The sequence below is a fragment of the Marivirga aurantiaca genome (genome assembly GCF_016679925.1).
Lineage (GTDB): Bacteria > Bacteroidota > Bacteroidia > Cytophagales > Cyclobacteriaceae > Marivirga > Marivirga aurantiaca.
This window is the reverse complement of sequence record NZ_JAEQBW010000011.1, coordinates 102,984-129,945: the sequence shown is the minus strand read 5'-3', so window position 1 is coordinate 129,945 and position 26,962 is coordinate 102,984. Positions and strand designations below refer to the sequence as shown.

The window sequence follows — 26,962 nt, the reverse complement described above, 5'->3', positions numbered from 1 at the left end:
CCAGTTGGTAAACCTTATTGCTGATAGGTTGCTCCTCAGCAGAGCCTACTTCCTCTTCAGATTTACAATCCTAAGATAATACAATTACTAGATAAAAATCACCAACTATTTTTGACATCATTACCTTTAAATAAATTAAAAAAGCCTGAAGATTAATTTTCAGGCCTTTTAAGTATTCAGGTTTCTTCAAAAAATCTTTAACCCGGATTAATCTTTCAATTGATAGGCAACCACTTTGTTTTTGAAGAAAGTAGGCACATATACAACTTTGTCTTTTCTGTTCAGCGCTATATCAGCAGTTTGTGATTCCTCAGCTTTAGTATCCAATAATAAGTGAGCTTTATTACCTGCAACATAATAAATCTCTCCTTTCCATCTGCTGGCAATATACACGCTGTCATTCAGCATTGTTAAGCCATCACCACCTGTAACGGAATCATTTACTGTCATAAACTCTTTGCTACCGAGATCATACCCTCTTAGCCCTGACTTATCCAAAACCATTAGTTGGTTGTCTTTACTCAAAAGACCATTTACATTAGGTAGCATTCTCTGCTATGGTGGATAATTCCTCATTTTCTATTTTATGGATCATTCCTAACCCCATGTCAGAAATATATACTGCATTCTCTGAAACGGTAATGTCATTGAGGAATTCGGCTTCTTTGGGAGTATATTCCTTTACCATCTTAGCAGTTTCCAGATCAATTGCAACGATTCTGTCAATATCTGTCACATATAAATGGCCATCAAGAATTCCCATTCCTTTGGGTGCGTTTAAACCCGTAATCCATTTCAGGTTTTTAATGCTTCCATCCATGTTTAAAATAGAGATAAAGCCTTGTCCGTTTTTCTCCAGAGGCTGGCCGTTGATGTTGGATACAAAAAGCCTGTTGTTGTTTTCATCAAACAGCACAGATTCGCATGTGGTCAACACTGTATCTGTTTCCCATAGTTTCACAAGTTGAGGGTCTGCTTGCTGTTCTACAACAGGCTCGGATTCAGCAACTTCCTTTTCTTCTTTCTTTGCCGGCTGGCAGGCAAAAAATACTAATGCTAGTCCTAAAACTATTATCTGATTTTTCATAATTATTTGGTTAATACAACTTTTTTTAATCTAACCCAGTTTAACTACATTATCAAACTTTTTGTTTGGGATTTTTTATTTTAACCTTAAAATCATTTTTTTATGCTACGTTGGACAGTAATTTTCTTGATAATCGCTATTGTAGCTGCGATTTTCGGTTTTGGAGGCATCGCCAGTGGTGCTGCATCAATTGCAAAAATCATTTTTTATATTTTTATTGCCCTATTTGTTATAGGATTGCTTTTCAGACTGGTGAGACCTTAAGCACAGGAATCATTTCTCAGTAGCCTTAAGTTCCTGGAGAGTTAATACTTTTCGGAGAGCCATTCTTCGAATATCCTTTTCAGGAATTTTGGCATTCTTGTGCAGAATAAACTGAAATTTAAGCGAAGAAAAGTTCTCATGGATTTTGGTGATCCTTAAATTATAACTTTCAGGTTGGATGAAACTCTGGTAAGGTTCAAGAGAATCAATGATGTGTTTCTCTATGTTTTCTATATTGGTAATCATGTTGTTCTTCAAATCAAAGTCGAAACTTACTTTTCGTACCTTTCTTTTAGTAAAATTGAGGATTTGAGAAGTGAAAATGATAGAATTGGGTATATAAATCAGATCTTCATCATCATTGACTATATGGACGTTGGTTAGAGTAATATCTGTTATTTTTCCTTTAACATCGCCTATCTTAATTTCATCTCCCAAACTTAACTCATCAGAAAACATAATTATCATTCCATTGATCATATTGGAAATATAATCTTTGGATAAGATGGCAAAAGCTGCTGCGACAATACTTAATGAAGTAATTAAACTAATAGGATTAATGTTTAACAGTAAAAGGGCAGCCCCTATAAAAATTAAAGTGTGAAGAATATTCGCAATATGATTAATGCCTACCTCAAAATTATATTTTACATCTCTTTTGAGCTTGTGCTTTTTGATATAAAAATAAACCGCAATCAGTCGAATGAGTGAAATAAACAAATCTGCATACAAATAAAATTGAATGGCATCAATAAAGTGCAAAGGTATACCAAAGTTCAATATTTCTTGTTTGAAATAACTGGAGCAGAAAATTAAAGCACTGAAAATAAGAGCTTTAATAGCAAATCGTATCCTGATTTTATTTTCTTTCTTTATGTGGGAAGAGGCGGAACTTTTAATCATACTACAAAGATAATATATTCTTATTCCTTCTAAATAGGGACTCTCATTTTGAACGTTTAAATTTGTAAAAAGAATCAATATGCAAGACACAAAAAGAAATCCATGGCATGATGTCCATTATGGTGATGAATCACCTGAATATGTGAATGCCATTATAGAAATATCAAAAGGAAGTAAAGGCAAATTTGAGCTGGATAAAGAAACCGGCTATTTAATATTAGATAGGGTTTTATTTAGTGCAGTTCATTATCCGGCTAATTACGGTTTTATTCCTAAATCCTACTGTGATGACAATGACCCACTTGATATCATGGTAATTACTTCAATAGAACTACCCCCTTTGTGCATGGTAAAGGCGAAGGTAATTGGTGTAATGAAAATGATGGATCAGGGAGAGGCAGATGATAAAATTATAGCAGTTGCTGCCAATGATATGTCGGTTAATTATATGAATGATATTCAGGATTTACCGCCTCACACCTCTAAAGAAATGCAGAGGTTTTTTGAAGACTATAAAAAACTGGAGAATAAAGAAGTAATTGTGGAAGATTTCTTTGATAAGGCTGAGGCGCACAAAGTAATAAGAGAGAGCATTGAGTTGTACAAGAGTACTTTCTTAAATAAATAAGATTAAATTGAAAAGAATCCGCTAACCCCTACAATCAGCGGATTCAATTTCAACCTATCTACCTAAACTAAATCAAATTAATTGATCGAGTTGACTTTGCCTCCTGAGCTCGTTTTGATGGCTACTAATTTTGGAGTTCCTTTATAATTTATTTTTCCGGATGAACTTGCTTTTGCACTTAACTCATCTTCAATATTGAGATAAATTTTCCCTGAAGAACTGGTGCTTAAATTGGCAATACTACAGTTGAATTCATCCCCTTTTATGCTTCCGGAGCTGCTCACTGAAGCTTCCAATCTATTGGTATCACCTGTTAAGTCAAATTTACCGGAGCTACTCACTTTTGCAGTAAGATTTTCTGACTCTATGTTTGCATCCAATTTGCCGGAGCTTGAAACACTAACATCTGCAGATTGAACCTTAGCAGTTAATGATAACTTTCCTGAACTGGAAACTTCAATCTCTAGGTTTTTGGATTGAATAGGGTCATTGACTTCCATTTTTGATGAGCTACTGACTTTCAATTTTTCAATTTCCTGAAAATATACAGTTACTTCAATTTTATCATTATTGAAGCTTACCCCAAATTTCTGGTCATTTGATTTTCTACTGATTTTAAGCTTCCCATTGGATACTTCAGTAAGTACGTCTTCCAACTCTCCATCAGTGCTTACATCCACTTTTGGAGAATCCCCTGACATGAGTGTCACATTAATACTTGCACTTGAGCTTACTTCTGTAAATTTGTCAAGGCTTCTGGTTTCGTTTTCCTGGGCCATCATTTGAATAGGCAGCCAAAGGAATAAAAGAATGAATATTTGTTTCATATGTATATTATTTGTTTTTAATGGTCATATGCCCCGTAGGGATCCCTATGGGAGAATTCGCTACAAATTTTATTCATCTTCGGTTGATATGTTAAGATGGCTAAAATTTATGCTCATTTCATGATTATGTAATTAGAATGATTAAGATGCTTTGATATAGAGATGCCGGATTTTCTTAATAGTTGCATGACAACAGAAGAAAATATCATATTCCTGTAAAAAGTTGTCAACTTTATAATGGTAGTAAGGGAAAAATAGGGACTAACTAGATGGAAATAGCTATAATAGAAAATTCAGTGACGCAAAAAATATTATTTGCCAGGCTAATAAAGCCCAGTAGATTTTATTATCTGTCGGAATTCTTATTAAAGCATAAAAGCTAAATATGAGAAAGGAGATAAATCCCCATCCTACATAGTTTTGAAGTGGAACAGTGTTGTTTTCCCATTGCCAAAAATTTAAAGAAATTGCGACAGGTTCTATCAATATATCCACCAAGACAGTGAGAATTGTGGCTGGAATAATGAGGAAGGCAGGAGAAAAAGAAGTCTTTCTCATTAAAGCCCAAATGCAAAAAGTAAGTAAAAACCAGTTGACCCCAATAATGACAGGAACGCCATTCCATTGTATGCCTAATGTGTCAGGATATTCATAACTTCCAAATAATATACCATAAGTAACCCCGAGATATTCAGCAAAAAATCCAATGAAATAACAAAACAGGAAACCAATCCAGAGCCTGAAATTGAATGTTTGTTGATATGTTAGCAGAATAACTAGTGATAAGAGCAGATTAAAAGCTGTTTTTTCTATAAACCATTTAGCTGCTTCCGATTGAATTCCTATAATTCCGAAGAAATAAAAGGCAGACAATATCACTATACCTATGGCAGGTCGTGATTGGATGAATTGCAGTGTGTTTGTTAATTTACTATACATTTGGGCTTAAATCGTCTATAATTTTGGCTGAAAGTAAACACAATGGAATTCCGCCACCAGGGTGTACACTCCCTCCTGAAAAATACAAGCCTTTAATCTTCTGATGGAAATTGGGATGCCTGAGAAATGCTGCATACCGATTGTTGGAACTACTTCCATAGAGAGCCCCCTGATACGAGGAGGTTTTGGATTCTATGCTTCGTGGATCTAAAATATTCTCCGTCACGATATATTGCTCCAAAGCTACACCAAGTCTGTTCCCAATTTTTGCTATGACAGTTTTTTTAAGCTCAGGAATAATTACATCCCAATCCTGGCCAATGTTAGCAGGTACATTTATCATTACAAACCAGTTTTCCATTCCATCAGGAGCATCTTGTGGAGTTTGTTTGGAAGAGACATTTACATAAATAGTAGGATCTGAAAAAACGGATTTTAACTTAAAAATATGTCTGAATTCTTCTTTATAATCATTACTGAAGAAGATATTGTGCAAGCCTAGTTCTTTAAATTCCCTATTGATGCCCCAATAAAAAATTAATGCAGAACTACTCCTCTCCTGGTTCAATATGGCTTCAGGTTGCTGTTGGTCACTCAACAACTTTTTGTAAGTAGGGTAAACATCCATATTGCTTACTACCAAATCAGCTGACAAAACTTCTCCATTTACCTGAAGCCCTTTTGCTTTGCCCGATTCAATGATTATTTTCTCAACGGAACTGTTGTAATTAAATTTTACATCTAAAGATTCTGCCACTTGCACCAGCCTTTCAGTAATTTGATGCATTCCCTCTGTTGGATAATAGGTCCCTTTATTCAATTCCAGGTTGGCAATTGAAGTGAGAATTCCCGGTGCCTGATAAGGATCTGAACCATTATAAGTAGCAAATCTGTCGAACAATTGCTCTATTTTTGGATGCTTTAGCTTTGTGCTATTTAGCTGGTGCATGGTTTCAAAGAGTCCCAACCGATAAATGTTGAGTAGGGCAGGAATAATTTCTTTGGTGAAAAAAGTACTTGTTTTGTGCAATGATTTCTCCAAAAATAGCTTTGAAGACTTTTCATATTTAAATGAAGCTTCTTTTAAATATTGGGTAATAATTTTTGCGGGGATGTCAAATACCTTCTCTACTTCTTTGCTAAATTTTTCAGGGTTGGTATAAGCTGTTAGTTGTGTACTATCATCCCAGAAATACCGGCAGGATTCGTCCAATTTGTCATAAGGGAAATCAATATTGGCGCCTTCTTTCTGTAAGGTTATTAAATCATCAACCAGTTCGGGAAGCGTGAAAAGAGATGGCCCTGCATCGAAGCGGAACCCATCTTGTTCAAAAGCGGTTAATTTTCCTCCGGGATAATTGTTTTGCTCATATACTTCTACTGAATAACCTTTTTTAGCCAATCTTATGGCTGTTGCAATTCCTCCAATACCTGCACCTACTATTTTGGCTTTCATTTATGTATTCTTTGTTTGTTAAAGGTATAATGATTTTAGAGTGAGATTGTTATTCTTTCGGAAAAAAAGTGAGAGAAATACCTTCTAACCTGAGTTCGATTTTAAATTCACATTAAAATCTAATTAGAACGTCATTTCGGTCCCGCTGAAGCGGGATTATATTTTTTTTAAAAAAGAAAATTGTCCGTCATCTCATTAATATTAGGATGAGATACCGGATAAATTAAGACTTTTTAAAAAATTAAGCCTTAATTTTCCAGGCATGACGTCTTTTTTAATCGAACTCAGGTTTCTACAATTAATGGGTATTAACAATTTCAAAGGGTGTAATCATTGTTCCCAACACCTTGTCATGTGTTTCGGCATAAAGATCCCCGTCTAATAAAGGTGCCAGTGAAAGACCAACCGATTTTGTTTGAGGCAGGCATTTTTCCAGAAACCTGTCATAGTATCCTTTTCCATACCCGATTCTATGGCCGCTTTTACTTCCAACTACCATTGGAGTCAGCACACAATCTATTTCGGTAATGGGAAAAACGGTGGCATTCTGTGGCTCAGGGATTCCCCATTTATTAGGTGTAATCACAATTTGTTTGTCAATTTTGTAATGTTGCATTTCCGGTTTTACCAGGTCTGAAATACTGGTGATAACCTGAACCTCAGGTTTATTTTCCCATAAATATTTAATAAATGGAAATGTATCAGGCTCTTTTTGTTGCCTGATAGGTAAGAAAACGTGAATATTTGAAAATTGATGGCTGGCAAAAAATCGCTTAAGCTGTTCAAGTAGCAAGAGATTTCTCCTTTGGTACTCATCAATGCTGAGCATTTTACGTTTTTCCAGGTATACTTTTCTAAGCGTATGTTTATCCATCCCAGCGGAGAATATGGAATTTTAAATTAAATGGGTCAAAGCTTTTTAATAGTTTGTCAATAAAGGCAGGGTCTGATTTATAAAAAGGCAGGAAATTTTCCTTTCGTTCCTGCAAACCACTACCGGGAAATAAATAGTCTGTTATTTCATCTATCTGGCGCATTTTGTCACTGTGTTTTCTTTTTTCTGCGGCCAACATTTTCTTTTCTATTTTGTCAATAGCATTCCTGATCTTTTGGGTCTCAGCAGATGCCATTTCAGCTAAGCTCAAATCTATATCTTCGGCATACTGTTGAATTTCCTCCATTAACTGAAGCAACTGCTGCCGTTCTTCATTAAGATTAAGTTTTTGTGCGCTAATTTTTTTAATGATGGTTTTCTTTAGTTTTTCTTTTTCTTTAAAGAGCTGCACATTAGAAAGCTTGAGTTTCTTGATCTTATGTTGTATTTTATTAGGGATGATCATCCCGAAATTTCTCGGAAGTAATATAGGAAACGGAACATCAAAATGTTTGAAAACCAGTTTCAGTTGCATCCAGTAAGCTACTTCTGCAGGGCCGCCTGTATAAGCCAGATTGGGCAAAATTATTTCCTGATAGAGTGGTCTTAAAATAACATTAGGACTGAAATTTTGAGGATTAGAATCAATTTCGTCTAAAATTTCCTTTTCAGAAAATTGAATGTCCGTATCCAAAACTTTATAGCCTGATTCTGCTTTTACTATTCTGCATCTTATACCATCTTGCAAATAGAAGAAGTTTATTTCTCTCGGAAATGTCTGCGACTTATAACCTGACTCTTCCAGTTTGGCCGATTGCTTTTCTACCAGAGAGTTAGCAGTATTATTTACCACATCTTCTTTTATAGCAGGAATTAGGTATTTCTTTAACCCACTGTCATCACCATCCAAAACCACCAGGCCTTCTTTGCCATACAGTTCATGTACGTAATATCTTACAGCCTCTGCAAGATTCCCTGCTTTGTTATAGGCCTGATGGAATAATCCATTTACCTTTTCAATTTGATCTGCAAGTTTTCCCAATCCCTCAGTCTTCATTTTTCCTACAGCACCTGTTTGTGTAGTAGGCCATTTGTATTTCTTGCCCTCTACTTGCACCGTCTTGATTTCTTCCAGGTCGTGGTCTTCTGAAGCCATCCAATAGACAGGGACAAAATTGTAGTCAGGGTAAGCTTTTTTTAAGCTTCTACAGGCATTGATGACTGTAATAATCTTAAAATGAAAATAGAGAGGCCCGGAAAAAATATTCAACTGATGACCAGTAGTTACTGTAAAGGTTTTTACTGATTGTAAGGACTCAATTTTGGATACAAATTTTTCAGACAGGTTGGGGATAGATTGGTATTGGTTTTTTAAAGATTGAACAAGTACCTCCCTGTTAACAGGATGGCCTGCTTTTTCTTTTATTTGATCCTTAAAATTTTCAATGAGGGGAAAGCGATGGTAGAATGTTTTGAGAACTTCTTTTTGTTCAACAAAGTCATTAAAAATAGGAGCGAACTGCCCTGTTTCCGAAAATTCAATACATTCTACCTTCATATTTCTTATTCTATTGTTCCATAGAGGTCAAATTCAGTTGCATCTGTAATTTCTACCTTTACGAAATCTCCAATACGTGCATATTGTTTGGTGGCATCAATTAGTACCTCGTTATCTACTTCAGGAGAGTCATGCTCTGTTCTGCCAATGAAATAACCACCTTCTTTTCTATCCACCAATACCTTGAAAGATTTTCCTATTTTGGCCTCATTCAATTCCTGGGAAATAGCAGTCTGCAATTCCATAACGGTATCAGTTCTTTCTTGTTTAACTTCTTCCGGCACATCATCCTCAAAACTGTAGGCATGCGTATTTTCTTCATGTGAATAAGGAAAAACACCTAATCTGTCGAAGCGGGTTTTTCGTACAAAATCCATCATTTGCTCGAAATCTTCTTCAGTTTCGCCAGGATGTCCTGCAATTAAAGTAGTTCTTAAAGCAATACCAGGAACTTTTGTTCGAATTCTTTCAATTAAAGCTTCTTGTTTTTCACGGGTAGTTCCTCTGCGCATTTTTTTCAACATGTTGGTAGAGCCATGTTGTAATGGCATGTCCAGATAATTACAGATGTTGTTCCTCTCGGCCATAACATCCAGGATATCTTCGGGGAAACCTGTAGGAAATGCATAATGTAGACGGATCCACTCTATTCCTTCCACATCGGAAAGATGTCTCAAAAGCTCAGCTAAATTTCTTTTTTTGTAGATGTCCAGTCCGTAGTAGGTAGAATCTTGTGCAATCAATAAAATTTCTTTAACACCATTGCGGGCAAGATTTTTGGCTTCTTTTACTAATTCTTCAATAGGCCGTGAGACATGCTTGCCTCTCATAAGCGGAATGGCACAAAAAGAGCAAGGCCTGTCGCAACCTTCAGCTATTTTCATATAAGCAAAATGATTGGCAGTGGTGATAATCCGCTCACCCACTAACTCATGTTTATAATCTGCTTTGAATTTTTTAAGTAGAAGGGGTAATTCCATGGTGCCGAAATAGGCATCTACTTGTGGAATTTCTTTTTCCAAATCGTCTTTATAGCGTTGAGACAGACAGCCTGTTACGTACAGTTTGTCTATTTTACCTTCTTCTTTGGCATCTACATAGCGTAAAATGGTATCAATTGATTCTTGCTTTGCATTGTCAATAAACCCGCAGGTATTCACTATGATAATATTGGAGTCGTCTTTGTCAGATTCATGAGTGACATCAATATTGTTTCCTTTCAACTGTGTCATCATTACTTCTGAATCTACCAGATTTTTGGAACATCCTAATGTGACTACATTTACCTTGTCTTTTTTTAATCCTTTGGTCTTCAAATTATTTCCTTATTTAAGCGTGCAAAGTTAAGGAAATTTGGAGAGTAATCGTTCCAAAATGAAGCAATTACAATCAAAAGCTTAAGTTCGCGTTTAGCTTACCAGAATAATAAATATCTTTGCAGCCTTATGAGACAAAAATTGAAATTTTTAACAATTGGTATTATCCTTGCAGGAGTATTTTCTTGTCAGGTGGATTCTAATTGTGGAAGTATTAATGTGGATTATATTACCTTTCATTTGAAAAGCTTAAATGCGAACGGGCAGGAACAGAATAAAACAGTGAAATACGATTCAATAGTAAGCCCTCAAGCAAACATGGCTTTGTATAAACCTGATTCTGTTATTGCCATTGGTGCATTTAGTTTACCTTTAAGCCCGGCAGAGAATGTAACTGATTTTTATTTGTATAGTGCAAACAGGGTAGATTCCTTACGTTTTACTTATGAGAAAATAAATAGGGTTGATTCCCCCGAATGTGGAATAGATATGGAATTTGTAGGTTTGGATACTGTCTTTCACTCATATGATTCCATGATAATAGTTAATGATACTTTGAGAAGAACTGTCAATGCGCCTAATATTAAGTTGTTTATTTTGTAGTATGTTTTTAAGCTCGGCTTTTGCTCAGCTTGAAGGAGAACAACAATCTGCCGATACCACTACTGAAAACAGAGTGAAAGAAGCCTCTCTGCCCAAGGTTCCAAAATCTTTTTACATACCCACTGGCCTAAGGTTGGGTACAGACTTGGTAGCGCTTGGGGTAAATGCTTTTGGTGACAGAAGAAACCGGTATGAATTACAGGGAGATATAGATTTCCATCGTTTTTATTTGGCTGGCTCTTATGGTATTGCAAGTTATAAAATTGATGAATCAGATTTTAATTATTCAAATGATGGTTCTTACTTTAGGATTGGGGCAGATGTTAATTTTTTAAAATTTGACCCGGACTTCAATACCCTGACTTTTGGGTTGAGGTACGCAAGAGCCAGTTTTACAGAAAATTTAAATACTAATATTGTAGATCCCATCTATGGATCCTATTCAGAAAGTTTTACGAATTCAGCTGTATCTGCCAGATGGTTTGAGTTAACAACAGGATTGAGGGTGATGTTATTTGATAATTTGTATACGGGCTATACCATAAGAATCCAATTGAACAGGAAAATAACCGGTGCCAATGAATTCAGATCTTATGATATTCCGGGATTTGGCCTAAGTGAATTTAAAAATCGATGGACTTTCAATTATTACCTTGTTTATAGAATTGCCTGGAGAGAGAAGAAATTAGTTATCCCAGGCAAATAGTATCCGGACGTTTAATTCAGCTAATTCTTCTTAAATAGTGAATCTACAAACTCTATTTTATTAAATACTTGTAAATCTTCTACCTTTTCACCTACTCCAATATATTTCACAGGTATTTTAAATTCATCTGAAATCCCAATGACTACTCCACCTTTGGCAGTTCCATCAAGTTTGGTAATTGCCAGAGCAGTAACATCTGTGGCTTTAGTAAATTCCCTTGCCTGAATGATAGCATTCTGACCTGTGGAGCCATCCAATACCAGTAGCACTTCATGAGGTGCATCCGGTACAAATTTTTGGATTACCCGCTTGATTTTTGTCAGCTCATTCATCAGGTTCACTTTAGTGTGCAACCTTCCTGCTGTATCAATAATTACCATATCAGCATTTTCATCCACGCCTCTTTTTACAGCATCAAAAGCTACAGAGGCAGGATCGGTGTTCATTCCATGAGAAACAACCTCTACGCCAATTCGCTCTCCCCACATGTTTAATTGCTCTACAGCAGCGGCCCTAAAAGTATCAGCAGCTCCTAAAATCACTTTTTTACCTTTGTTTTTGAATTGAGCAGCCAGTTTACCAATTGTAGTTGTTTTCCCTACGCCATTTACACCTACCACCAAAAGAATATAGGGCTTTTTACCCTCAGGAATGGTAAAGTCTTTCAAATCTTCGGTATTATTCTCGGATAAGAGGCCTGCTATTTCTTCTTTTAGGATTTTGTCCAACTCCTGTGCACCGAGGTACTTGTCTCTTGCTACACGTTGCTCAATACGATCAATTATTTTCACTGTAGTACCTACTCCTAAATCGGAACTAATCAATACTTCTTCCAGCTCATCCAATACATCCTCATCCACTTGAGATTTTCCAACAACTGTTCGGCCTAGTTTGGTGAAAAAACTTTCTTTCGTCTTTTCAAGACCTTTATCAAGAGATTCTTTTTTGTCTTTGGAGAATAATTTAAGTATACCCATTGTTTTATGTTTGATCAATTGGCCTGGAGCCTGAAGTTGTTTTTAATACTAGTACGCAATTTAAATGTAAAAGTAAGTGGTAAAAGAGTAATAGGATAGGTATAAACAAAAAAAGTCCCGAAATGGGACTTTAGATGAATAAATTCTTGTAAGAAAATTATTTTTTTAGAGCTTCTCTAGCGTCATCCAAAGGCACCATTTCTTCACGAAATGTATAAGCACCTGTTTTTTCGGATTTTACAGCTTTAATAATTTTAGCAAAACCTTTTGCTTCTTTATCTTTTAATGTTGCAACTACTTTCTTTGCCATGATTACTTAATTTCTTTGTGAACAGTTTGTTTCTTCATGATCGGGTTATATTTTTTTAACTCCAATCTTTCAGTAGTGTTTTTTCTGTTTTTTGTGGTGATGTATCGGGAAGTCCCTTGTAAACCACTTGCCTTATGTTCAGTGCATTCTAAAATAACCTGAACTCTATTTCCTTTTTTAGCCATTTTGCTTATTTTTTATAGCGATAGCGAATTAATATACTAAATATCCATTTTCAACTGCTTTCTTCAATACAGAAGAAATACCATTCTTGTTGATGGTACGAATAGCACTTGTAGAAACTTTCAAAGTAACCCACTTGTTCTCCTCAGGGATATAAAATCTCTTCTTCTGAAGGTTCGGCAAGAATCTTCTTTTTGTTTTATTGTTTGAGTGAGAAACGTTGTTTCCTACTTGAGGTCTTTTACCTGTAATTTGACAAACTCGTGCCATATCTATCTCTTTATTATTTTGTTGTCGATTTCAAATTGGTTTGCAAATATCGGCAATATTTTGATAATCACAAACCTATAGGAAAAAATACCTTGATATTTTTTAACAAAGAATCGGAAAACGATAGTCTTTTGTTAATTTTGCGAATATAGTTTCTGCAATTTACATTATTTAAAAACAAAAATTATGATTCAAGAAATCACTAAAAGTCAGCAAGCCATTGATTTGGAGAATAAACATGGTGCTCATAACTACCATCCATTACCCGTGGTTTTGGCTAAAGGTGAAGGCGTCTTTTTATGGGATGTGGAAGGTAAAAGATATTATGATTTTCTTTCTGCTTATAGTGCTGTTAATCAGGGACACAGTCATCCAAGGATTTTAGAGACATTAAAGAATCAAGCAGCTACTCTTACTTTAACATCAAGGGCTTTTCATAATGATGTATTAGGCCCTTTCGAAAAATATATCACTGAATATTTCGGATTTGACAAGGTGCTACCGATGAATACCGGGGCTGAAGCGGTGGAAACGGCATTGAAAATAGCCAGAAAGTGGGCTTACGAAAAGAACAATGTACTGGAAAATTCAGGTAAAATAATTGTAGCCGAACAAAATTTCCACGGAAGAACTACCACGGTTATTTCATTTTCAAGTGATGAGACGGCAAGGAAGAATTTTGGCCCCTTTACCCCTGGGTTTGTAAAAATACCTTATAACGATGTGGATGCGCTGGAGAAAGTATTGGAAGGGGAAGATAATATAGTTGGTTTTTTAATTGAGCCTATACAAGGTGAAGCGGGAGTTTATACCCCTGCATCGGATTATCTAAAGAAATGCAAGGATTTATGTGAAAAACATAAAGTGCTTTTTATGGCGGATGAAATTCAGACAGGTATTGCAAGAACAGGCAGTTTGTTAGCTGTTTGCGGTAATTGCACTTGCCAGGGTCATTGTGAAAAGCAGGAAACGTATGTGCAACCTGATATTCTCATATTGGGGAAAGCACTTTCAGGAGGATTTTACCCTGTGTCAGCTGTGTTGGCCAATGATGATATTATGTCTGTCATCACTCCTGGTACTCATGGATCTACCTTTGGGGGCAATCCTTTAGGAGCAGCCATTGCTCTTACAGCTTTGGAGGTTGTTAGAGATGAAAAATTAGCTCAAAATGCACGTAAGCTCGGAAATATTTTCCGTGAACGTATGCAAAAATTTGTTGATAAATCTGATTTAGTAAAGTTGGTTAGAGGTAAAGGGTTGTTGAATGCTATTATGATCAATGATTCAGAGGATAGTTCCACAGCCTGGGATATTTGTATAGCTTTAAGGGATAATGGTTTGTTGGCCAAACCTACTCACGGTAATATTATCAGGTTTGCCCCACCGTTGGTAATGACTGAAGAACAATTGCATGATTGCTGTGATATTATTGAAAAGACTATTACAGAATTTAAAAAATGATTTTATAGAAGCGGATCATGATCCTAATTGATCTGTATTATAAAAAAGGCTGGTACGGGAAGTGTCACACTCCTCTTGACCAGCCTTTTTTTGTTAATTGATGTTGTTATACAATAAATTTCCTTTGAATAGACGAACCACCAGTGGTGATATGGATCATATAAAGACCCTTGTCTATCTTATTTAAAGTAATTTCTGCTTCTTCTTTCAATTCATTTTTATCAAAAGATTGCTGGCTTACAATTCCTCCTGTAAGACTGTAAATAACTACTTTATAATTCCCTAAAAATTCATTTTCAAAAGAAAGTTTCAATTGGTTGTTACCATCGAGAGTAGGAGAACATCTAAAAAATGATTGAGCATTAGTCATTTCAGATTATGGCTGGATTTGCTTTTCGGGATATTTGGGCTGAGACAATAAACTTAATATTTACAAGAGCGTAATCAGAGTATACTGTTCACAATAGAATTTAAATTAAATAGGCAGCAATTAAAGAACATTCTTGATCTGCTATGATCTAATAGGTGGGAGTTATTTGCTACTTCAATATTAAGAAATAATGATAAAAAATTTTCGTTTATTGCTCATTATCTTACTGTTAGTTTCCTGTAAGCAGCAGCAACGGCTATCAGCAAATGCTTCAGAACAGGATAATGAGCTATTGTTCAGCATGAGTTCTTCAAGCTGTATGGGACCCTGTCCTGTATATGAGATAGCGCTTTATGCAGATTCTACTTTGGTTTTTAAAGGCGAAGAAAATACAAAACTCCAGGGGCTTAATCAGAAAAAGTTATCTGCCGGTGAATTTGATGCATTTATGGGCTTAATTAAAATGGTGAAGTGGAATGAGTTAAATCCACGCTATGTATCTGATATGAGCGACCTGCCTTCTCAAGAGTATTATTATAATTTTGAAGGGAACAACATAGCTGTCTATAAATATGGATTGGAACCTAAATCTTTGGCAGAATTAAATAGAGCTATCTTGCCATTTGTATATCATGATATTTTTGGAATGCAAAAAGAATAATCGTTCTATTGTTTATCTAATAACTTGATGAGGTCCTTATTGCTATTCAAAACTGTTTCCAATAAATCAATTATATTATCATAATCGGAAGCTATCTTCTTTATAGATTCATTATTTGGATCAATTGATTGCATCCTGTGTTTATGGTATGCCTTAAAGCCATGTACCATTTTGAAGATTTCATCATTCTGCTTTCTAAGGTTTTGAATCCGAGGATCATGATGCGAGGAACCTTTCAAAGCAGTTACTCTATCTTTCAGCCCTTGAAATAAGTGTCTTTCTTGTATAATAACTCCCTCAGAATGGGTATTATCCGTGGCATCTTCTTTACTAAGATCTTGTTTAATAAATTGAGTGATATCCACCTTGAAATAATCTGAAAGCTTCATCAGGTTTTCTATACTGGGTTGGGCAAGTTCTTTCTCGTAAGAAGCAATATTGCCTCTCTTTAGATTAACAGCTTCCGCCAGGGCTGTTTGGCTTATTCCTTTTTTATTTCTTAGATACTTGATATTTGATGATATTACTGACATAATGATAATTATATTAACAAATCTAAGATTTATTTGTTGTAATATGTAACAAAATTTTATCTAATGAGTTATATAGTGTAAAGAAATTTATCAATCATCTAAAAAAAGAAGTTATGAATAGCGGAATGAAAATATTAACAGGATTCAGTTTAGGTTTATTGTCAGGTGTAGTTGCAGGTTTGTTATACGCACCGGAAAAAGGTGATAAAACCAGAAAACAATTGAAGAAAAACATGGACAAGTCTTATAAGGAGTCATTAAAGAAGATTGACGAATTAAAAAGCACAGTCAACAAGGAAATGGAAAATGTTACTTCCAAAGGAAAGGAAACAATAGACCACCTTAAGAGTTCGGTCAATTACAAGAATTAATATTCTTGTGAATTTTTAACACTATTTTATTGAGGAAGTAACCATCTTTATTTAAAGAGTAAATAAAATTTATGACTAGTACAAAAAGATATAGGAAATTGGGTTTCGATCAAAAGGAAACTAAGCGCTTAGTGGAAGCGATGAATACATTACTTGCCAATTACCATTTACATTATCAGAAGTTAAGAAACTTTCATTGGAATGTGAAAGGTGCTGATTTCTTTGATTTGCACGAGCAATTTGAAGAGCGCTATGACATAGCTAAGGAGAGTATAGATGAAATAGCAGAAAGAATTCGGGTTTTTGGACAGACTCCTTTAAGTAATTTGAGCGATTACCTAGAGCACTCAAATATTAAAGAGGCTAAAACCGATGTGCCTTCTGATGATATGGTGAAGGAAATATTAAAAGATTATGAAATTTTACTTTCTTATCTGACGGATGCTATGAATGCAGCCATTGACATTGGTGATGTAGGTACTGAGGATATGTTAAATACTTTTATCCAGGATATGGAAAAACACCATTGGATGCTTAGCTCTTTCCTTGGGAAGTAAAAACTCAAAAACGATTTTTTATAAAAAGAGAAAGTGTTAATCCGCTTTCTCTTTTTTTATGATCTCATCAATTACTTTTTTCATTTCGGACTCAGCACGGTAACCTCTCGCGATTAGATATCCCTGATCTTCAATCTGAAGCACTACTGAAGGAAAGCCATTTATTCCCATTCTTTGTGCAAATTCAAACTCCTCATAGGTTTTTTTCTTATATGTATCGCTCTTCATTTTTTTGCTGAAAACATCCCAATCCAGGTTAAATTTTTCTACCAGACCTTTATAGTTCTCAGGAATATTTAAATCTTTCCCATAAACATACAACTCATTTTGAAGTGCGGATGCAAATTCTATTGAGGAACCTGAAGATATAGACTTATAAACTGTCATGGCCATACAGGGAGTTTCAGAATTAAGTTCAATGTCTCCTTTTTCAAAAACTTTCATATAATCCTCCCCAAATTTCACTCCTGTCATCTTTTCCAATCTCGGCATGGCATCTCTTAAATAGGCATGCATTTCTCTTAACGGCTTAATTCTTTCTCCTAAAATCATTCCTCCGCTTATGGCCTCAAATGATATTTCAGGGGCATATTTCTGTTCTAAAGCTTTTATTATAGGGCTAAAGCCGAAGCACCAGCCACACAACGGATCATAGAAATAGAGTAATTTTATTTTTCTCATGTACCTACATACGTTTCTCTAGTAAAAATAGTTTTTTTCTTAAAACTATGACTTTTATCATGTAGCAAGCTTATCAATCTCAGGTCAGGGCAGCGAAAATTCTTTCAATTTTGTCCTAATTAAAGAAAGAGAGATTATGAGTAAGATAGTCCATATCGAAAATAAAGATCCTTTTTTATTAAACGACTGGGAGCTGGCAAGGTCACTCTATTCGTGTAAAAGTGGGGGGTGTACAAATTGTTTATCAAAGTTTCAGACGAAAGATTCTTTGATATTGCCTTTATCAGAGTTGTTCAATAAAAAGGTGAAGGTTGATTCGGCTGGATTGTATAAGAGTATTTCAAGCTGGAGAAAACCCGTGCTGTTTTACCATCAGGGGAAAAGAATCACCCGTAAAGTTTTAATAAAATTTACCGGGTCAGACAATTTTGAGCCATCAATACTTGCTTTGTTACCCTTCTTAAAAGAAAGGAAAGTCCCGGCCAATGTTATTTCACCTTATGCTTTAACTAAAGCCAACAGAAGCAAAGAACATGATTTGGTTGAGTTGACAAAGCAATACTTCGAGCCTTTGGGCTTTATTAAATTGAATTTGCATACTGTAGCGGATTTTCATGAATTTGCTACAACAGATGAAGTAGGCCTACTGATGCTCCCATTAAAAGATTTGCCTGATTATATCCAATATGCTTCCCGACTTTCTAATTACAATATGTTATTGCCAGCTATTTTCCAGCCATGAGAATTTGATTAATCTCATGCTCAGAACATGATCTATGTCATGTTTTTTAGGGCAAACGAGCCTTAACATTGTATCAAGGAATAATTCTTACGAATGATGAATCATACTGTTATAAAGGAGAAAATTGTAAGCTGTCAACACTGTGGTGAGCCCTGTGATGAACAAATCATTGAGAGCAATGAAAGCTACTTTTGCTGTGAGGGCTGTAAATTGGTTTTTGAGCTTATCCAGGAAAATGACCTTTCTAACTTTTATTGTGTAGCAGATAAACCAGGCGTAAGTCGGAGAAAAGGCCAACAAAATTCTTTCAATTTCCTCAATGATGAGGCTTTTGCCAATAGTCTCCTTGATTTCAAAAATGAATCCGTCAGTAAGGTGCGCTTTTATATTCCTGCCATACATTGCAGCGCATGTATTTGGCTTTTGGAAAAGCTTTATAAACTGAACGATGGAATACAATCCAGCAGAGTGGATTTTAATAAGAAAACTGTTAATATTTCTTTTGACCATCATAAAGTTTCCTTGTTGGAGTTAGTAAAGCTTCTGGATTCATTAGCTTATACGCCTGATATTCAATTAGATAAAAAGGATCATAAAACAAACCCATATAGAAGAATCTGGTTGCAATTAGGAATTGCAGGTTTTGTTTTTGGCAACAGTATGCTGTTTAGCCTACCGGAATACTTCGGCATGGATATTTTCAACGGAAGTGGAATAGAATCCCTATTCCCGTATCTTAATGCAGTTTTGGCTTTGCCTGTGCTTCTATATTCTGCGCAGGATTACTACAAATCTTCCTGGGGAGCAATTAGGCAAAAGCAAATAAACATGGATGTTCCCATTAGCATAGGCATCATTGCACTTTTCACTTATAGCTATTACATCATATTCTTCCAATCCGGCTTGGGTTATCTTGATTCTCTGGCGGGGTTGCTCTTTTTCCTTTTACTAGGGAAACTCTATCAGCAAAAAACTTTTGATCATTTAAGATTCGATAGAGACGTGAAATCATTTTTTCCGCTTTCTGTTACCCGGATTGCTCAAAATAAAGAAGAACAGGTACTGCTTAACAGTGTTTTGCCATCTGATGTATTACGCATCAGAAATGAAGAAATTATTCCGGCCGATAGTTTACTGTTGTCAGACGAAGCATTAATAGATTATAGTTTTGTGACAGGGGAATCCATGCCGGAATCTAAACAGAAAGAAGAATTGATTTATGCAGGGGGCAGGCTGAAAGGAGCTTCTGTTTTAATTCAGGTTAAAAAGAGACCATCCCAAAGCTATTTATCGCAATTATGGGACGATGAATCACTTCAGCATCACTCAAAAGCCAAAGTGCAAAATACAGCAGACAGAATCAGTAAGTATTTCACCGCAATTGTTTTAGTGATAGCTGTTGTTGCAGGTATTTACTGGATGATGGCTGGCACAGCTGATCAGGCTTTGAAAGCTTTCACTTCAGTATTGATTATTGCATGTCCTTGTGCTTTGGCCATGGCTACGCCTGTTACTTTAGGTACTGCCATGCGGGTGCTGGGGAAGCATGGATTCTTTGTGAAAAACACCCATTCCATAGAACAAATGTCTGCTATTGATACCGTAGTTTTTGATAAAACAGGCACACTTACTTATCCTGATAAAGCGGAAGTAACTTTTGAAGGTACGCTTCCTGATCACAAAATATTGGCTGCTATCAGTTCGGTGCTGAATCAAAGCAAGCATCCGTTAAGCAGAATTATTTATAACTGGTTGCCATTCTACCCGCAACAGAATATTACTGATTTTAAAGAAACTGCAGGACAGGGAATTTCCGCTTCCGTAAATGGAAAAGTTGTAAAAATAGGGAAGCAGTCTTTTGTTGAACCAGATAAGGAAGTTGCTTCTTCTGAGAATAATAGTTCTGTGGTTTTTGTCTCGGTGGATGGACAAACAGTTGGCTCTTTCTCAGTAAGGCATGTTTTCAGAAAAGGAATGGGGGATTTATTGAGTAATCTTAATCAAAACTTTGAGTTGCATTTACTCTCAGGAGATAACCCTTCTGAAAAAGATTACCTGAAAAAATGGATTGCCCCTGATAATATGTATTTCCAGCAGTTGCCGGGTCAGAAAAGGGATTTTATCCAAAAGTTGCAGGAAGAAAATCACAAGGTTTTGATGGCCGGGGATGGGCTAAATGATTCCGGAGCTTTAATGAAAAGTGATTTTGGATTGGCCGTAACGGAATCCACCAGTCAGTTTAGTCCGGCCTGTGATGCCATAATGTTGGGCAATCAATTTACTTCACTGCCTCTGTTTATGAAATTTTCAAAGAGAAGCTACTATATGGTTTTGGCGGGTTTTGTACTGTCTTTCTCCTATAATGTAGTGGGTTTAAGCTTTGCTGTTCAGGCTATGCTCTCCCCTGTGATAGCAGCTGTTTTAATGCCTGTAAGCTCTGTTTCGGTAGTGATGCTTGGCACACTTGGAGTAAAGTACCTCTCCAAAAAGTCAGGTTTACACCATGCTAAAGATTTAAAGTTATGAATATACTCATTGTATTAATAGTGGTGAGCTTAGTGGTAGCTCTTGGATTTTTAGGAGCTTTCATTTGGGCCGTTAAAGCAGGCCAATTTGATGATGCTTCTACTCCCTCTTACAGAATGCTTTGGGACGACACACCCACTCAAAAAAGTGACAAAAAAACCAATAATGTAAAATCTATAAACAATAAATAACAATCACATGGGAATTGAGAAATTTCATTACGACAACAAGGTAGTCAAATACTTCTCCATAGCTACGGTAGTATGGGGCGCTATTGGCATGCTGGTGGGCCTTTTAGTGGCCACTCAGTTATTTTTACCTGAAGCCAATTTAGGCTCGCAATACACCACTTATGGGAGAATAAGGCCTCTACATACCAATGCTGTAATTTTCGCATTTGTGGGGAATGCTATTTTTGCCGGGGTGTATTATTCCATGCAGCGTTTACTCAAAACAAGAATGTTTAATGACACACTTTCCTGGATCAATTTCTGGGGATGGCAATTAATCATTGTTGCTGCGGTAATTACTTTACCCATGGGCTTTACCTCCTCTAAAGAGTATGCTGAGTTGGAATGGCCAATTGATATTGCCATTGCCTTGATCTGGGTAGTTTTTGGTATTAACATGATTGGTACCATTTTAAGAAGAAGGGAGCGACATATGTATGTGGCCATCTGGTTCTACATTGCTTCTTTTGTTACTGTGGCTGTTTTGCATATTGTTAATTCATTTGCTTTGCCGGTAAGCTTTATGAAATCTTATTCAGCATTTGCAGGTGTGCAGGATGCGTTGGTTCAGTGGTGGTATGGTCATAATGCGGTGGCATTCTTTCTAACTACGCCTTATTTAGGGTTGATGTATTATTTCCTTCCTAAAGCAGCCAACAGACCTATTTATTCCTATAAATTGTCCATTGTGCACTTTTGGGCCTTAATTTTTCTTTATATCTGGGCAGGCCCGCATCACTTATTGTATACTTCTTTACCTGAATGGGCTCAGGCTTTAGGTACTGCTTTTTCAATTATGTTGATTGCTCCATCATGGGGTGGTATGGTAAATGGATTACTTACCTTAAGGGGGGCATGGGATAAAGTGCGAGAAGATGCCATCTTGAAATTTATGGTGGTTGCTATTACTGCTTATGGTATGGCGGTTTTTGAAGGACCTATGTTATCATTAAAGAATGTAAGTGCTATAGCTCACTATACCGATTGGATTGTAGCCCACGTACATATTGGTGCCTTAGGCTGGAATGGTTTCTTAACCTTCGGGATGCTGTATTGGATGATTCCAAAAATGTGGCAAACAAAGCTTTTTTCTAATAAACTGGCTAATACTCACTTTTGGTTGGGTACTTTAGGTATTTTGTTTTATGCCTTGCCTATGTATGTATCTGCCATTACGCAAAGTTTAATGTGGAAAGAATTTACTGCTGATGGTTTATTGGCTTACCCTAACTTCTTATCTACCACCTTGCAGATCATTCCAATGTATATGTTAAGAGCTTTTGGTGGTTTACTTTACTTATCTGGTGTATTTGTAATGGTTTATAACCTGATGAAAACAGCCAAACAGGGAACATTCCTTGCTAACGAGGCAGCTGAAGCCCCAGCATTGGAGAAAATACAAAGTAAGGCCAAAGAATATTGGCACCATGTATGGGAAAGAAAACCAATTTTTTTCACCATTTTAACTACTGTGGCTATTTTATTAGGTGGTATTTTTGAGTTGATTCCATCGTTTTTACTGAAAAATAAAGACGTTACCAGCATAGCCTCTGTACAACCTTATACTCCTTTGGAATTGGAAGGACGTGATATTTATATCAGTGAAGGTTGTGTAGGCTGCCATTCTCAAATGATTCGTCCCTTCAGGGATGAGACTGAGCGTTATGGAGAATATTCAAAAGCAGGGGAATTTGTATACGATCATCCGTTTTTATGGGGGTCTAAACGAACAGGGCCAGATTTGCATAGAATTGGGGAGAAATATCCCGATTCATGGCATTTTAACCACATGTACGATCCGCGTTCAATGGCTCCGGGCTCCATTATGCCACCTTATCCATGGTTAATTAGTGAAACCTATGATCTGGCGGGAATTCCTGCCAAAATCAGGGTGATGCAAAAGTTAGGGGTTCCTTACCCTGAAGGTTTTGATGAGGAGGCTGAAGCAAATGCATTGGCACAAGCCAAAGGTATTGTTTCTAACCTGAAGGCTGATGGTATTGAATCCTTGCCCGAGCAAAAAATTGTGGCTTTAATAGCCTATTTGCAAAGAATGGGTACTGATATAAAAATGGAAGTTTCAGAAAATAAATAGATAAAGCCATGTTTAAACACTATTTCGAACAACTTGATAATTTTCAAATCTACCCACTGATTTCTTTATCTATTTTCTTTGCCTTTTTTGTTGGCCTAATATGGTGGGTGGTAAGAGCTGATAAAAACTATATCAAAAGAATGGAACAAATGCCATTCAGTGATACAGAAGTGGAACCTAAAAAAACTGAAGGACATGAATAATATATTAAAAAGGATGCTGCTAGTTCTTCCTATTTTTTTGATAGGAAGTGTAGGATTATATGCCCAGACGGAGGAGGCAGTAGAAATATTGGAACCAAAATCAATGATTGCTACTTTGATGGAATCCGAGCAAGGCAGGTTATTGCTTATTATTGGTGCATTGGTTATTGTACTTATATTGTTAATGGTAGTACTGACCAGTTTAATGTTGAAAACAGCCAATATTATCCTCAATAAAAAAGCAGTTGAAAAAGGAGTGGAAAGGCCAAGCTTTTTTGAGCAGTTTAAGCAAAAATGGGTAACCGGAAAACTGAAACCTGTAGAAGAGCAGGGTGATATGATGTTAGATCACAATTATGATGGAATTCGTGAGATGGATTATGGTATGCCTCCCTGGTTGAAGTATGTTTTCATAGGGACCTTCTTATTTGCTGTATTTTATGTGCCTGCTTATTTAATTTTTGATATTATTCCTAATCAGACAACAGAATATGAAGCACAAATTGAAGAAGCCGCATTGCGGGCAGAGGTGCGCGCCAAAGCCGGCTTAATGAGCATTACGGCAGAAACAGCAAAATTGGAAACTGATGAAGCGGTGATTGCTGCTGGCAAACAAATTTATATGGCTAATTGTGCCGTTTGCCATGCTGCAGATGGTGGAGGAGGAGTAGGTCCCAACCTAACAGATGAATACTGGATACACGGGGAGGATATTAAGGGTGTTTTTACTACTGTCTATGAAGGAGTACCTGCTAAAGGGATGATCCCATGGAAAGGCAACCTGAATCCTAAACAGATTCAAGATGTTTCTAATTATGTATTAAGCTTAGTGGGGCGACCAGCTGCGGCTCCTAAAGAGCCTCAGGGGGAGTTAAAGCCAAGGCAAGTTAATCCGCAAGGAGAAGAGGAAAAGGTAGAAAAGGCCGAAGAACGAATTGATGAGGCTGTTGAAAAACTACCAGACTCATTGCAGGAAAACGAATAAAATATGAACAATTTAGATCAGGAAAATTTCAGGGGACAGTTAGCTACAGTAGGGGAGCAAGGAAAGAGGAATTGGATCTATCCTAAAAAACCAAAAGGGCCATTACATAACTACAGAAGAGTTATGGCATGGCTCCTTTTAGGCTTATTTTTTGCCGGACCCTTCCTTAAAATAGGTGGGCATCCTTTGCTATTATTTAATGTTTTTGATCGTAAATTCGTCATATTAGGCAGTGTTTTCTGGCCTCAGGATACACATTTATTGATTTTCCTATTGTTGATATTTGTGGTTTTTATCCTGCTTTTTACAGTGGTATTTGGTAGGGTTTGGTGTGGTTGGGCTTGTCCGCAGACGGTTTTTATGGAAATGGTGTTTCGTAAAATTGAATACTGGATTGAAGGAGATGCCGGAAGACAAAAGAAATTAAATGCCAAGCCATGGGATTTTGAAAAGGTATGGAAGAAAACAGCTAAGCAAGGGATATTTCTACTGATTTCCTTTTGGGTATCCCACACATTTATGGCCTACCTAATTGGTATCCAGGAAATGCAGAATATCATTTCTTCAGGACCGAGGGCAAACTGGGGCGGCTTTACTGGTTTATTGGTATTTACTGGCATATTTTATTTTGTTTTCTCCTATTTCAGAGAGCAGGCATGCACTGTTGTATGTCCTTACGGTAGATTACAGGGAGTTTTTCTCGATAAGAAATCAATTGTGGTAATGTACGATTGGTTAAGAGGAGAGCCCAGAGGCAAACTTAAAAAAGGAACACCTCAACCAGATAAAGGAGATTGTATAGATTGCACTTTATGTGTGCAGGTTTGTCCTACCGGTATTGACATCAGAAATGGCACACAGATGGAATGTGTGAATTGCACAGCCTGCATTGATGCTTGTGATGAAGTGATGACCAAAATTAATAAACCCAAAGGATTGATTAGGTTTGATTCACATGAAGGGGTAGAGGAGAGAAAGAAATCATTGATTACACCAAGAGTTTTGGCTTACTCAGTCGTTTTGGTTGTTTTGCTAGGGATTATGGGATTTTTACTGGTGGGCAGAGCATCTGTGGAAACTACTTTAACAAGAACACCAGGCTCCATTTATCAGATGAAAAATGATTCTATCATTAGTAATATGTATCAATTACAGATGATTAATAAGTCCTTTGATCCTATGAAATTAAGTTTTGAAGTTACACCTCAAGGAGCTAAACTATTTTTCCCTGCAGGAGAAATGAAAGTTTTGGAAGGGCAGGAAAAGGCAGATGTATATGTTTTCGTAGAAATGCCAAGACGGGTTTTCAATGAAAAAGGTGATAAGTTTAAATTGATTGTTAAAAAGGACGATGAAGTGGTGCAAACTATCAAATCGAGATTTCCTGGACCTAAAAGCTTTCAGAAATAAATTATAGACATAAAAATAAAAGAGATGAATTGGGGAAATAAGATTGTAGTAGTATTTAGCCTTTTTGTGTTGTTGATAATCACTTTAGTCACTATCAGTTTTAATCAGGAAGTGAACCTGGTGGCTGAAGATTATTATGAAGAAGAAATTGCATACCAGGGACATATGGCTAAAGTGAAAAATGCTCAAAATTGGGAGCCTCCTATCAATATTGAGCAACAAAAAGATAATCTGTATGTATATTTTGAAGGTGCTGATGAAGTAAAGGGTAAGGTGGTCTTTTTCCGCCCTTCAGATTCCAAAATGGATTTTGAAATAGCCCTTGCCGAAAATAACATGGTGCCCATCGAGAAATTTGAACACGGGCTGTGGCAGGTAGATATGAGCTGGGAGAAAGATGGTAAATTTTATCATAAAGAGGAACGAATATTTATTAAAAAGCAATGATTTGGGCAGCACTTAGTATAGGCTTAATTGGAGGGATGCACTGCACAGTAATGTGTACTCCCTTGATGTTGGGTGTCTTTAAGAACAAAGCACGAACTGTAAGTTTTTTTGCTTATCAGTTGGGAAGGATTGTTACCTATATGCTGTTAGGAGTGCTTTTAGCATTGTTCGGAGAAGGCTTGTCTTTATTGGGTTGGCAAAATGCTTTATCCATACTGATGGCTGTACTGATTATTTATTTTTATGTTGTCCCTTCAAAATTCAGAATTTTCAATCGTCTAAATAGTTGGGAGGCTTATCCTTATCAATGGCTGAAGAACAGCTTCAGGAAATTTCTTGGGAGAAGTGATACCGGCTCCAGGTTTTCAATAGGCTTGTTGAATGGTCTATTACCATGCGGGTTGGTTTATATGGCTTTATTAAGTTCGGTAGCTACAGACTCAGTCATGCAATCTGCTTTTTATATGTTGGTGTTTGGTTTAGGAACACTTCCCTGGATAGTGGCCAGCGTTTGGGCTGGGCAGTTTACTTTTAAAAAACTGAATAGATTTACCGTCAATTTAAAACCTGCTTTGGCATTTACACTTGCCGCTTTCCTTTTTTTAAGAGGTTTAGGAGTTGAATTTATCCATATCCCCATGCCTGATATGGGACAGCAGCATAGGAGTATTGACATTCCTATCTGTGGCAAGGGGTGAAAAAAGATGAGGGTTGCCGTCATTCCCACGCAGGTGGGAATCTGATGATTTTAACCGAAGGTTAAAATATTATTAAGCCACTTTATAA

Annotated in this window: 33 protein-coding genes; 17 read left to right on the top strand and 16 right to left on the bottom strand. The window is 36.5% G+C overall.

The window, feature by feature from the left end; translation table 11 throughout:
- Positions 1-207 precede the first annotated feature (207 nt).
- Positions 208-549 (bottom strand): hypothetical protein, encoded by a 342-nt coding sequence (locus JKA74_RS20820; protein ID WP_236587900.1) that lies wholly within the window; start codon positions 547-549, stop codon positions 208-210.
- On the bottom strand, positions 539-1,087 hold the full coding sequence (locus JKA74_RS20815) for an NHL repeat-containing protein (protein WP_236587898.1): 549 nt from the start codon (positions 1,085-1,087) through the stop codon (positions 539-541). The genes JKA74_RS20820 and JKA74_RS20815 overlap by 11 nt, the downstream gene beginning before the upstream one ends.
- A 102-nt stretch (positions 1,088-1,189) precedes the next feature.
- Between JKA74_RS20815 and JKA74_RS17695 the strand changes: the two genes are divergently transcribed.
- The gene (locus JKA74_RS17695; protein ID WP_201432562.1) at positions 1,190-1,351 is read left to right on the top strand and encodes a DUF1328 domain-containing protein; all 162 of its coding nucleotides are present in this window, start codon (positions 1,190-1,192) and stop codon (positions 1,349-1,351) included.
- 9 nt (positions 1,352-1,360) lie between these two features.
- Here the strand turns inward: JKA74_RS17695 and JKA74_RS17690 are convergent, their stop codons facing one another.
- Positions 1,361-2,254, bottom strand: coding sequence for a mechanosensitive ion channel family protein (locus tag JKA74_RS17690; RefSeq protein ID WP_201432561.1), 894 nt, complete (start codon positions 2,252-2,254; stop codon positions 1,361-1,363).
- A gap of 79 nt (positions 2,255-2,333) precedes the next feature.
- Here JKA74_RS17690 and JKA74_RS17685 point away from each other — a divergent pair, with 79 nt between their 5' ends.
- On the top strand, positions 2,334-2,882 hold the full coding sequence (locus tag JKA74_RS17685) for an inorganic diphosphatase (RefSeq protein ID WP_201432560.1): 549 nt from the start codon (positions 2,334-2,336) through the stop codon (positions 2,880-2,882).
- Between the two features lie 77 nt (positions 2,883-2,959).
- On the opposite strand, the gene JKA74_RS17680 is transcribed toward JKA74_RS17685, so the two are convergent.
- From JKA74_RS17680 to rimO, 6 genes are all read right to left on the bottom strand, one after another.
- Positions 2,960-3,709 carry a head GIN domain-containing protein gene (locus JKA74_RS17680; protein WP_201432559.1) on the bottom strand — a complete coding sequence of 250 codons (750 nt, stop codon included), beginning with the start codon at positions 3,707-3,709 and terminating at the stop codon, positions 2,960-2,962.
- 279 nt (positions 3,710-3,988) lie between these two features.
- The gene (locus JKA74_RS17675) at positions 3,989-4,648 is read right to left on the bottom strand and encodes a carotenoid biosynthesis protein (protein WP_201432558.1); all 660 of its coding nucleotides are present in this window, start codon (positions 4,646-4,648) and stop codon (positions 3,989-3,991) included.
- Positions 4,641-6,104 (bottom strand): 1-hydroxycarotenoid 3,4-desaturase CrtD, encoded by a 1,464-nt coding sequence (gene crtD, locus JKA74_RS17670; protein WP_201432557.1) that lies wholly within the window; start codon positions 6,102-6,104, stop codon positions 4,641-4,643. Before crtD ends, JKA74_RS17675 begins: the two co-directional genes overlap by 8 nt.
- Before the next feature lie 298 nt (positions 6,105-6,402).
- The gene (locus tag JKA74_RS17665; protein WP_201432556.1) at positions 6,403-6,978 is read right to left on the bottom strand and encodes a 5-formyltetrahydrofolate cyclo-ligase; all 576 of its coding nucleotides are present in this window, start codon (positions 6,976-6,978) and stop codon (positions 6,403-6,405) included.
- On the bottom strand, positions 6,971-8,536 hold the full coding sequence (gene bshC, locus JKA74_RS17660) for a bacillithiol biosynthesis cysteine-adding enzyme BshC (protein ID WP_201432555.1): 1,566 nt from the start codon (positions 8,534-8,536) through the stop codon (positions 6,971-6,973). The genes JKA74_RS17665 and bshC overlap by 8 nt, the downstream gene beginning before the upstream one ends.
- Positions 8,537-8,541: 5 nt before the next feature.
- Positions 8,542-9,852 (bottom strand): 30S ribosomal protein S12 methylthiotransferase RimO, encoded by a 1,311-nt coding sequence (gene rimO, locus JKA74_RS17655; RefSeq protein WP_201432554.1) that lies wholly within the window; start codon positions 9,850-9,852, stop codon positions 8,542-8,544.
- A 129-nt stretch (positions 9,853-9,981) separates the two neighbouring features.
- Here rimO and JKA74_RS17650 point away from each other — a divergent pair, with 129 nt between their 5' ends.
- Both JKA74_RS17650 and JKA74_RS17645 read left to right on the top strand, forming a co-directional pair.
- Positions 9,982-10,455 (top strand): DUF6452 family protein, encoded by a 474-nt coding sequence (locus tag JKA74_RS17650; protein WP_236587897.1) that lies wholly within the window; start codon positions 9,982-9,984, stop codon positions 10,453-10,455.
- A complete protein-coding gene (locus JKA74_RS17645; RefSeq protein ID WP_236587895.1) occupies positions 10,424-11,161 on the top strand; it encodes a DUF6048 family protein in 738 nt (245 codons plus the stop codon). The genes JKA74_RS17650 and JKA74_RS17645 overlap by 32 nt, the downstream gene beginning before the upstream one ends.
- Positions 11,162-11,181: 20 nt before the next feature.
- Here the strand turns inward: JKA74_RS17645 and ftsY are convergent, their stop codons facing one another.
- The 4 genes from ftsY to rpmB all read right to left on the bottom strand — a co-directional run bounded on the left by ftsY (position 11,182) and on the right by rpmB (position 12,901).
- Positions 11,182-12,138, bottom strand: a complete 957-nt coding sequence (gene ftsY / locus JKA74_RS17640; RefSeq protein ID WP_201432551.1) for a signal recognition particle-docking protein FtsY — start codon at positions 12,136-12,138, stop codon at positions 11,182-11,184.
- Between the two features lie 157 nt (positions 12,139-12,295).
- Positions 12,296-12,448, bottom strand: a complete 153-nt coding sequence (locus JKA74_RS17635; protein ID WP_201432550.1) for a DUF4295 domain-containing protein — start codon at positions 12,446-12,448, stop codon at positions 12,296-12,298.
- A 2-nt stretch (positions 12,449-12,450) separates the two neighbouring features.
- Positions 12,451-12,633, bottom strand: a complete 183-nt coding sequence (gene rpmG, locus JKA74_RS17630) for a 50S ribosomal protein L33 (RefSeq protein ID WP_201432549.1) — start codon at positions 12,631-12,633, stop codon at positions 12,451-12,453.
- A 28-nt stretch (positions 12,634-12,661) separates the two neighbouring features.
- Positions 12,662-12,901, bottom strand: a complete 240-nt coding sequence (gene rpmB / locus JKA74_RS17625; RefSeq protein ID WP_201432548.1) for a 50S ribosomal protein L28 — start codon at positions 12,899-12,901, stop codon at positions 12,662-12,664.
- 186 nt (positions 12,902-13,087) lie between these two features.
- On the opposite strand from rpmB, the gene rocD reads away from it, so the two are divergent.
- Positions 13,088-14,365, top strand: a complete 1,278-nt coding sequence (gene rocD / locus JKA74_RS17620) for an ornithine--oxo-acid transaminase (RefSeq protein ID WP_236587893.1) — start codon at positions 13,088-13,090, stop codon at positions 14,363-14,365.
- A 106-nt stretch (positions 14,366-14,471) separates the two neighbouring features.
- Here rocD and JKA74_RS17615 read toward each other — a convergent pair whose 3' ends face one another.
- Positions 14,472-14,735 carry a T9SS type A sorting domain-containing protein gene (locus tag JKA74_RS17615; RefSeq protein WP_201432547.1) on the bottom strand — a complete coding sequence of 88 codons (264 nt, stop codon included), beginning with the start codon at positions 14,733-14,735 and terminating at the stop codon, positions 14,472-14,474.
- A 190-nt stretch (positions 14,736-14,925) separates the two neighbouring features.
- On the opposite strand from JKA74_RS17615, the gene JKA74_RS17610 reads away from it, so the two are divergent.
- Positions 14,926-15,396 carry a DUF6438 domain-containing protein gene (locus JKA74_RS17610; protein ID WP_201432546.1) on the top strand — a complete coding sequence of 157 codons (471 nt, stop codon included), beginning with the start codon at positions 14,926-14,928 and terminating at the stop codon, positions 15,394-15,396.
- A gap of 5 nt (positions 15,397-15,401) precedes the next feature.
- Here JKA74_RS17610 and JKA74_RS17605 read toward each other — a convergent pair whose 3' ends face one another.
- Positions 15,402-15,929 (bottom strand): helix-turn-helix domain-containing protein, encoded by a 528-nt coding sequence (locus JKA74_RS17605; RefSeq protein WP_201432545.1) that lies wholly within the window; start codon positions 15,927-15,929, stop codon positions 15,402-15,404.
- Between the two features lie 113 nt (positions 15,930-16,042).
- On the opposite strand from JKA74_RS17605, the gene JKA74_RS17600 reads away from it, so the two are divergent.
- The gene (locus tag JKA74_RS17600; RefSeq protein WP_201432544.1) at positions 16,043-16,300 is read left to right on the top strand and encodes a YtxH domain-containing protein; all 258 of its coding nucleotides are present in this window, start codon (positions 16,043-16,045) and stop codon (positions 16,298-16,300) included.
- Between the two features lie 71 nt (positions 16,301-16,371).
- A complete protein-coding gene (locus JKA74_RS17595; RefSeq protein WP_201432543.1) occupies positions 16,372-16,857 on the top strand; it encodes a Dps family protein in 486 nt (161 codons plus the stop codon).
- 36 nt (positions 16,858-16,893) lie between these two features.
- Here the strand turns inward: JKA74_RS17595 and JKA74_RS17590 are convergent, their stop codons facing one another.
- On the bottom strand, positions 16,894-17,538 hold the full coding sequence (locus JKA74_RS17590; RefSeq protein ID WP_201432542.1) for a DsbA family protein: 645 nt from the start codon (positions 17,536-17,538) through the stop codon (positions 16,894-16,896).
- Positions 17,539-17,674: 136 nt separating this feature from the next.
- Between JKA74_RS17590 and JKA74_RS17585 the strand changes: the two genes are divergently transcribed.
- From JKA74_RS17585 to JKA74_RS17545, 9 genes are all read left to right on the top strand, one after another.
- Entirely contained in the window at positions 17,675-18,280 is a 606-nt protein-coding gene (locus tag JKA74_RS17585) for a hypothetical protein (RefSeq protein ID WP_201432541.1), read from the top strand.
- Positions 18,281-18,373: 93 nt separating this feature from the next.
- Positions 18,374-20,806 (top strand): heavy metal translocating P-type ATPase, encoded by a 2,433-nt coding sequence (locus tag JKA74_RS17580; protein ID WP_201432540.1) that lies wholly within the window; start codon positions 18,374-18,376, stop codon positions 20,804-20,806.
- Positions 20,803-20,997: a cbb3-type cytochrome oxidase assembly protein CcoS gene (ccoS, locus tag JKA74_RS17575; RefSeq protein WP_201432539.1), complete on the top strand. Its 195-nt coding sequence runs from the start codon at positions 20,803-20,805 to the stop codon at positions 20,995-20,997. The genes JKA74_RS17580 and ccoS overlap by 4 nt, the downstream gene beginning before the upstream one ends.
- Positions 20,998-21,004: 7 nt before the next feature.
- On the top strand, positions 21,005-23,131 hold the full coding sequence (ccoN, locus tag JKA74_RS17570) for a cytochrome-c oxidase, cbb3-type subunit I (protein WP_201432538.1): 2,127 nt from the start codon (positions 21,005-21,007) through the stop codon (positions 23,129-23,131).
- An 8-nt stretch (positions 23,132-23,139) separates the two neighbouring features.
- Positions 23,140-23,334 carry a cytochrome C oxidase Cbb3 gene (locus tag JKA74_RS17565; RefSeq protein WP_201432537.1) on the top strand — a complete coding sequence of 65 codons (195 nt, stop codon included), beginning with the start codon at positions 23,140-23,142 and terminating at the stop codon, positions 23,332-23,334.
- Complete coding sequence (locus JKA74_RS17560) at positions 23,327-24,319, top strand: cbb3-type cytochrome c oxidase N-terminal domain-containing protein (protein ID WP_201432536.1); 993 nt, start codon at positions 23,327-23,329, stop codon at positions 24,317-24,319. Before JKA74_RS17565 ends, JKA74_RS17560 begins: the two co-directional genes overlap by 8 nt.
- 3 nt (positions 24,320-24,322) lie before the next feature.
- Positions 24,323-25,729: a cytochrome c oxidase accessory protein CcoG gene (ccoG, locus tag JKA74_RS17555; RefSeq protein ID WP_201432535.1), complete on the top strand. Its 1,407-nt coding sequence runs from the start codon at positions 24,323-24,325 to the stop codon at positions 25,727-25,729.
- A gap of 24 nt (positions 25,730-25,753) precedes the next feature.
- On the top strand, positions 25,754-26,176 hold the full coding sequence (locus tag JKA74_RS17550; RefSeq protein ID WP_201432534.1) for a FixH family protein: 423 nt from the start codon (positions 25,754-25,756) through the stop codon (positions 26,174-26,176).
- Positions 26,173-26,874: a sulfite exporter TauE/SafE family protein gene (locus JKA74_RS17545; RefSeq protein ID WP_201432533.1), complete on the top strand. Its 702-nt coding sequence runs from the start codon at positions 26,173-26,175 to the stop codon at positions 26,872-26,874. The genes JKA74_RS17550 and JKA74_RS17545 overlap by 4 nt, the downstream gene beginning before the upstream one ends.
- Positions 26,875-26,962: the final 88 nt, after the last annotated feature.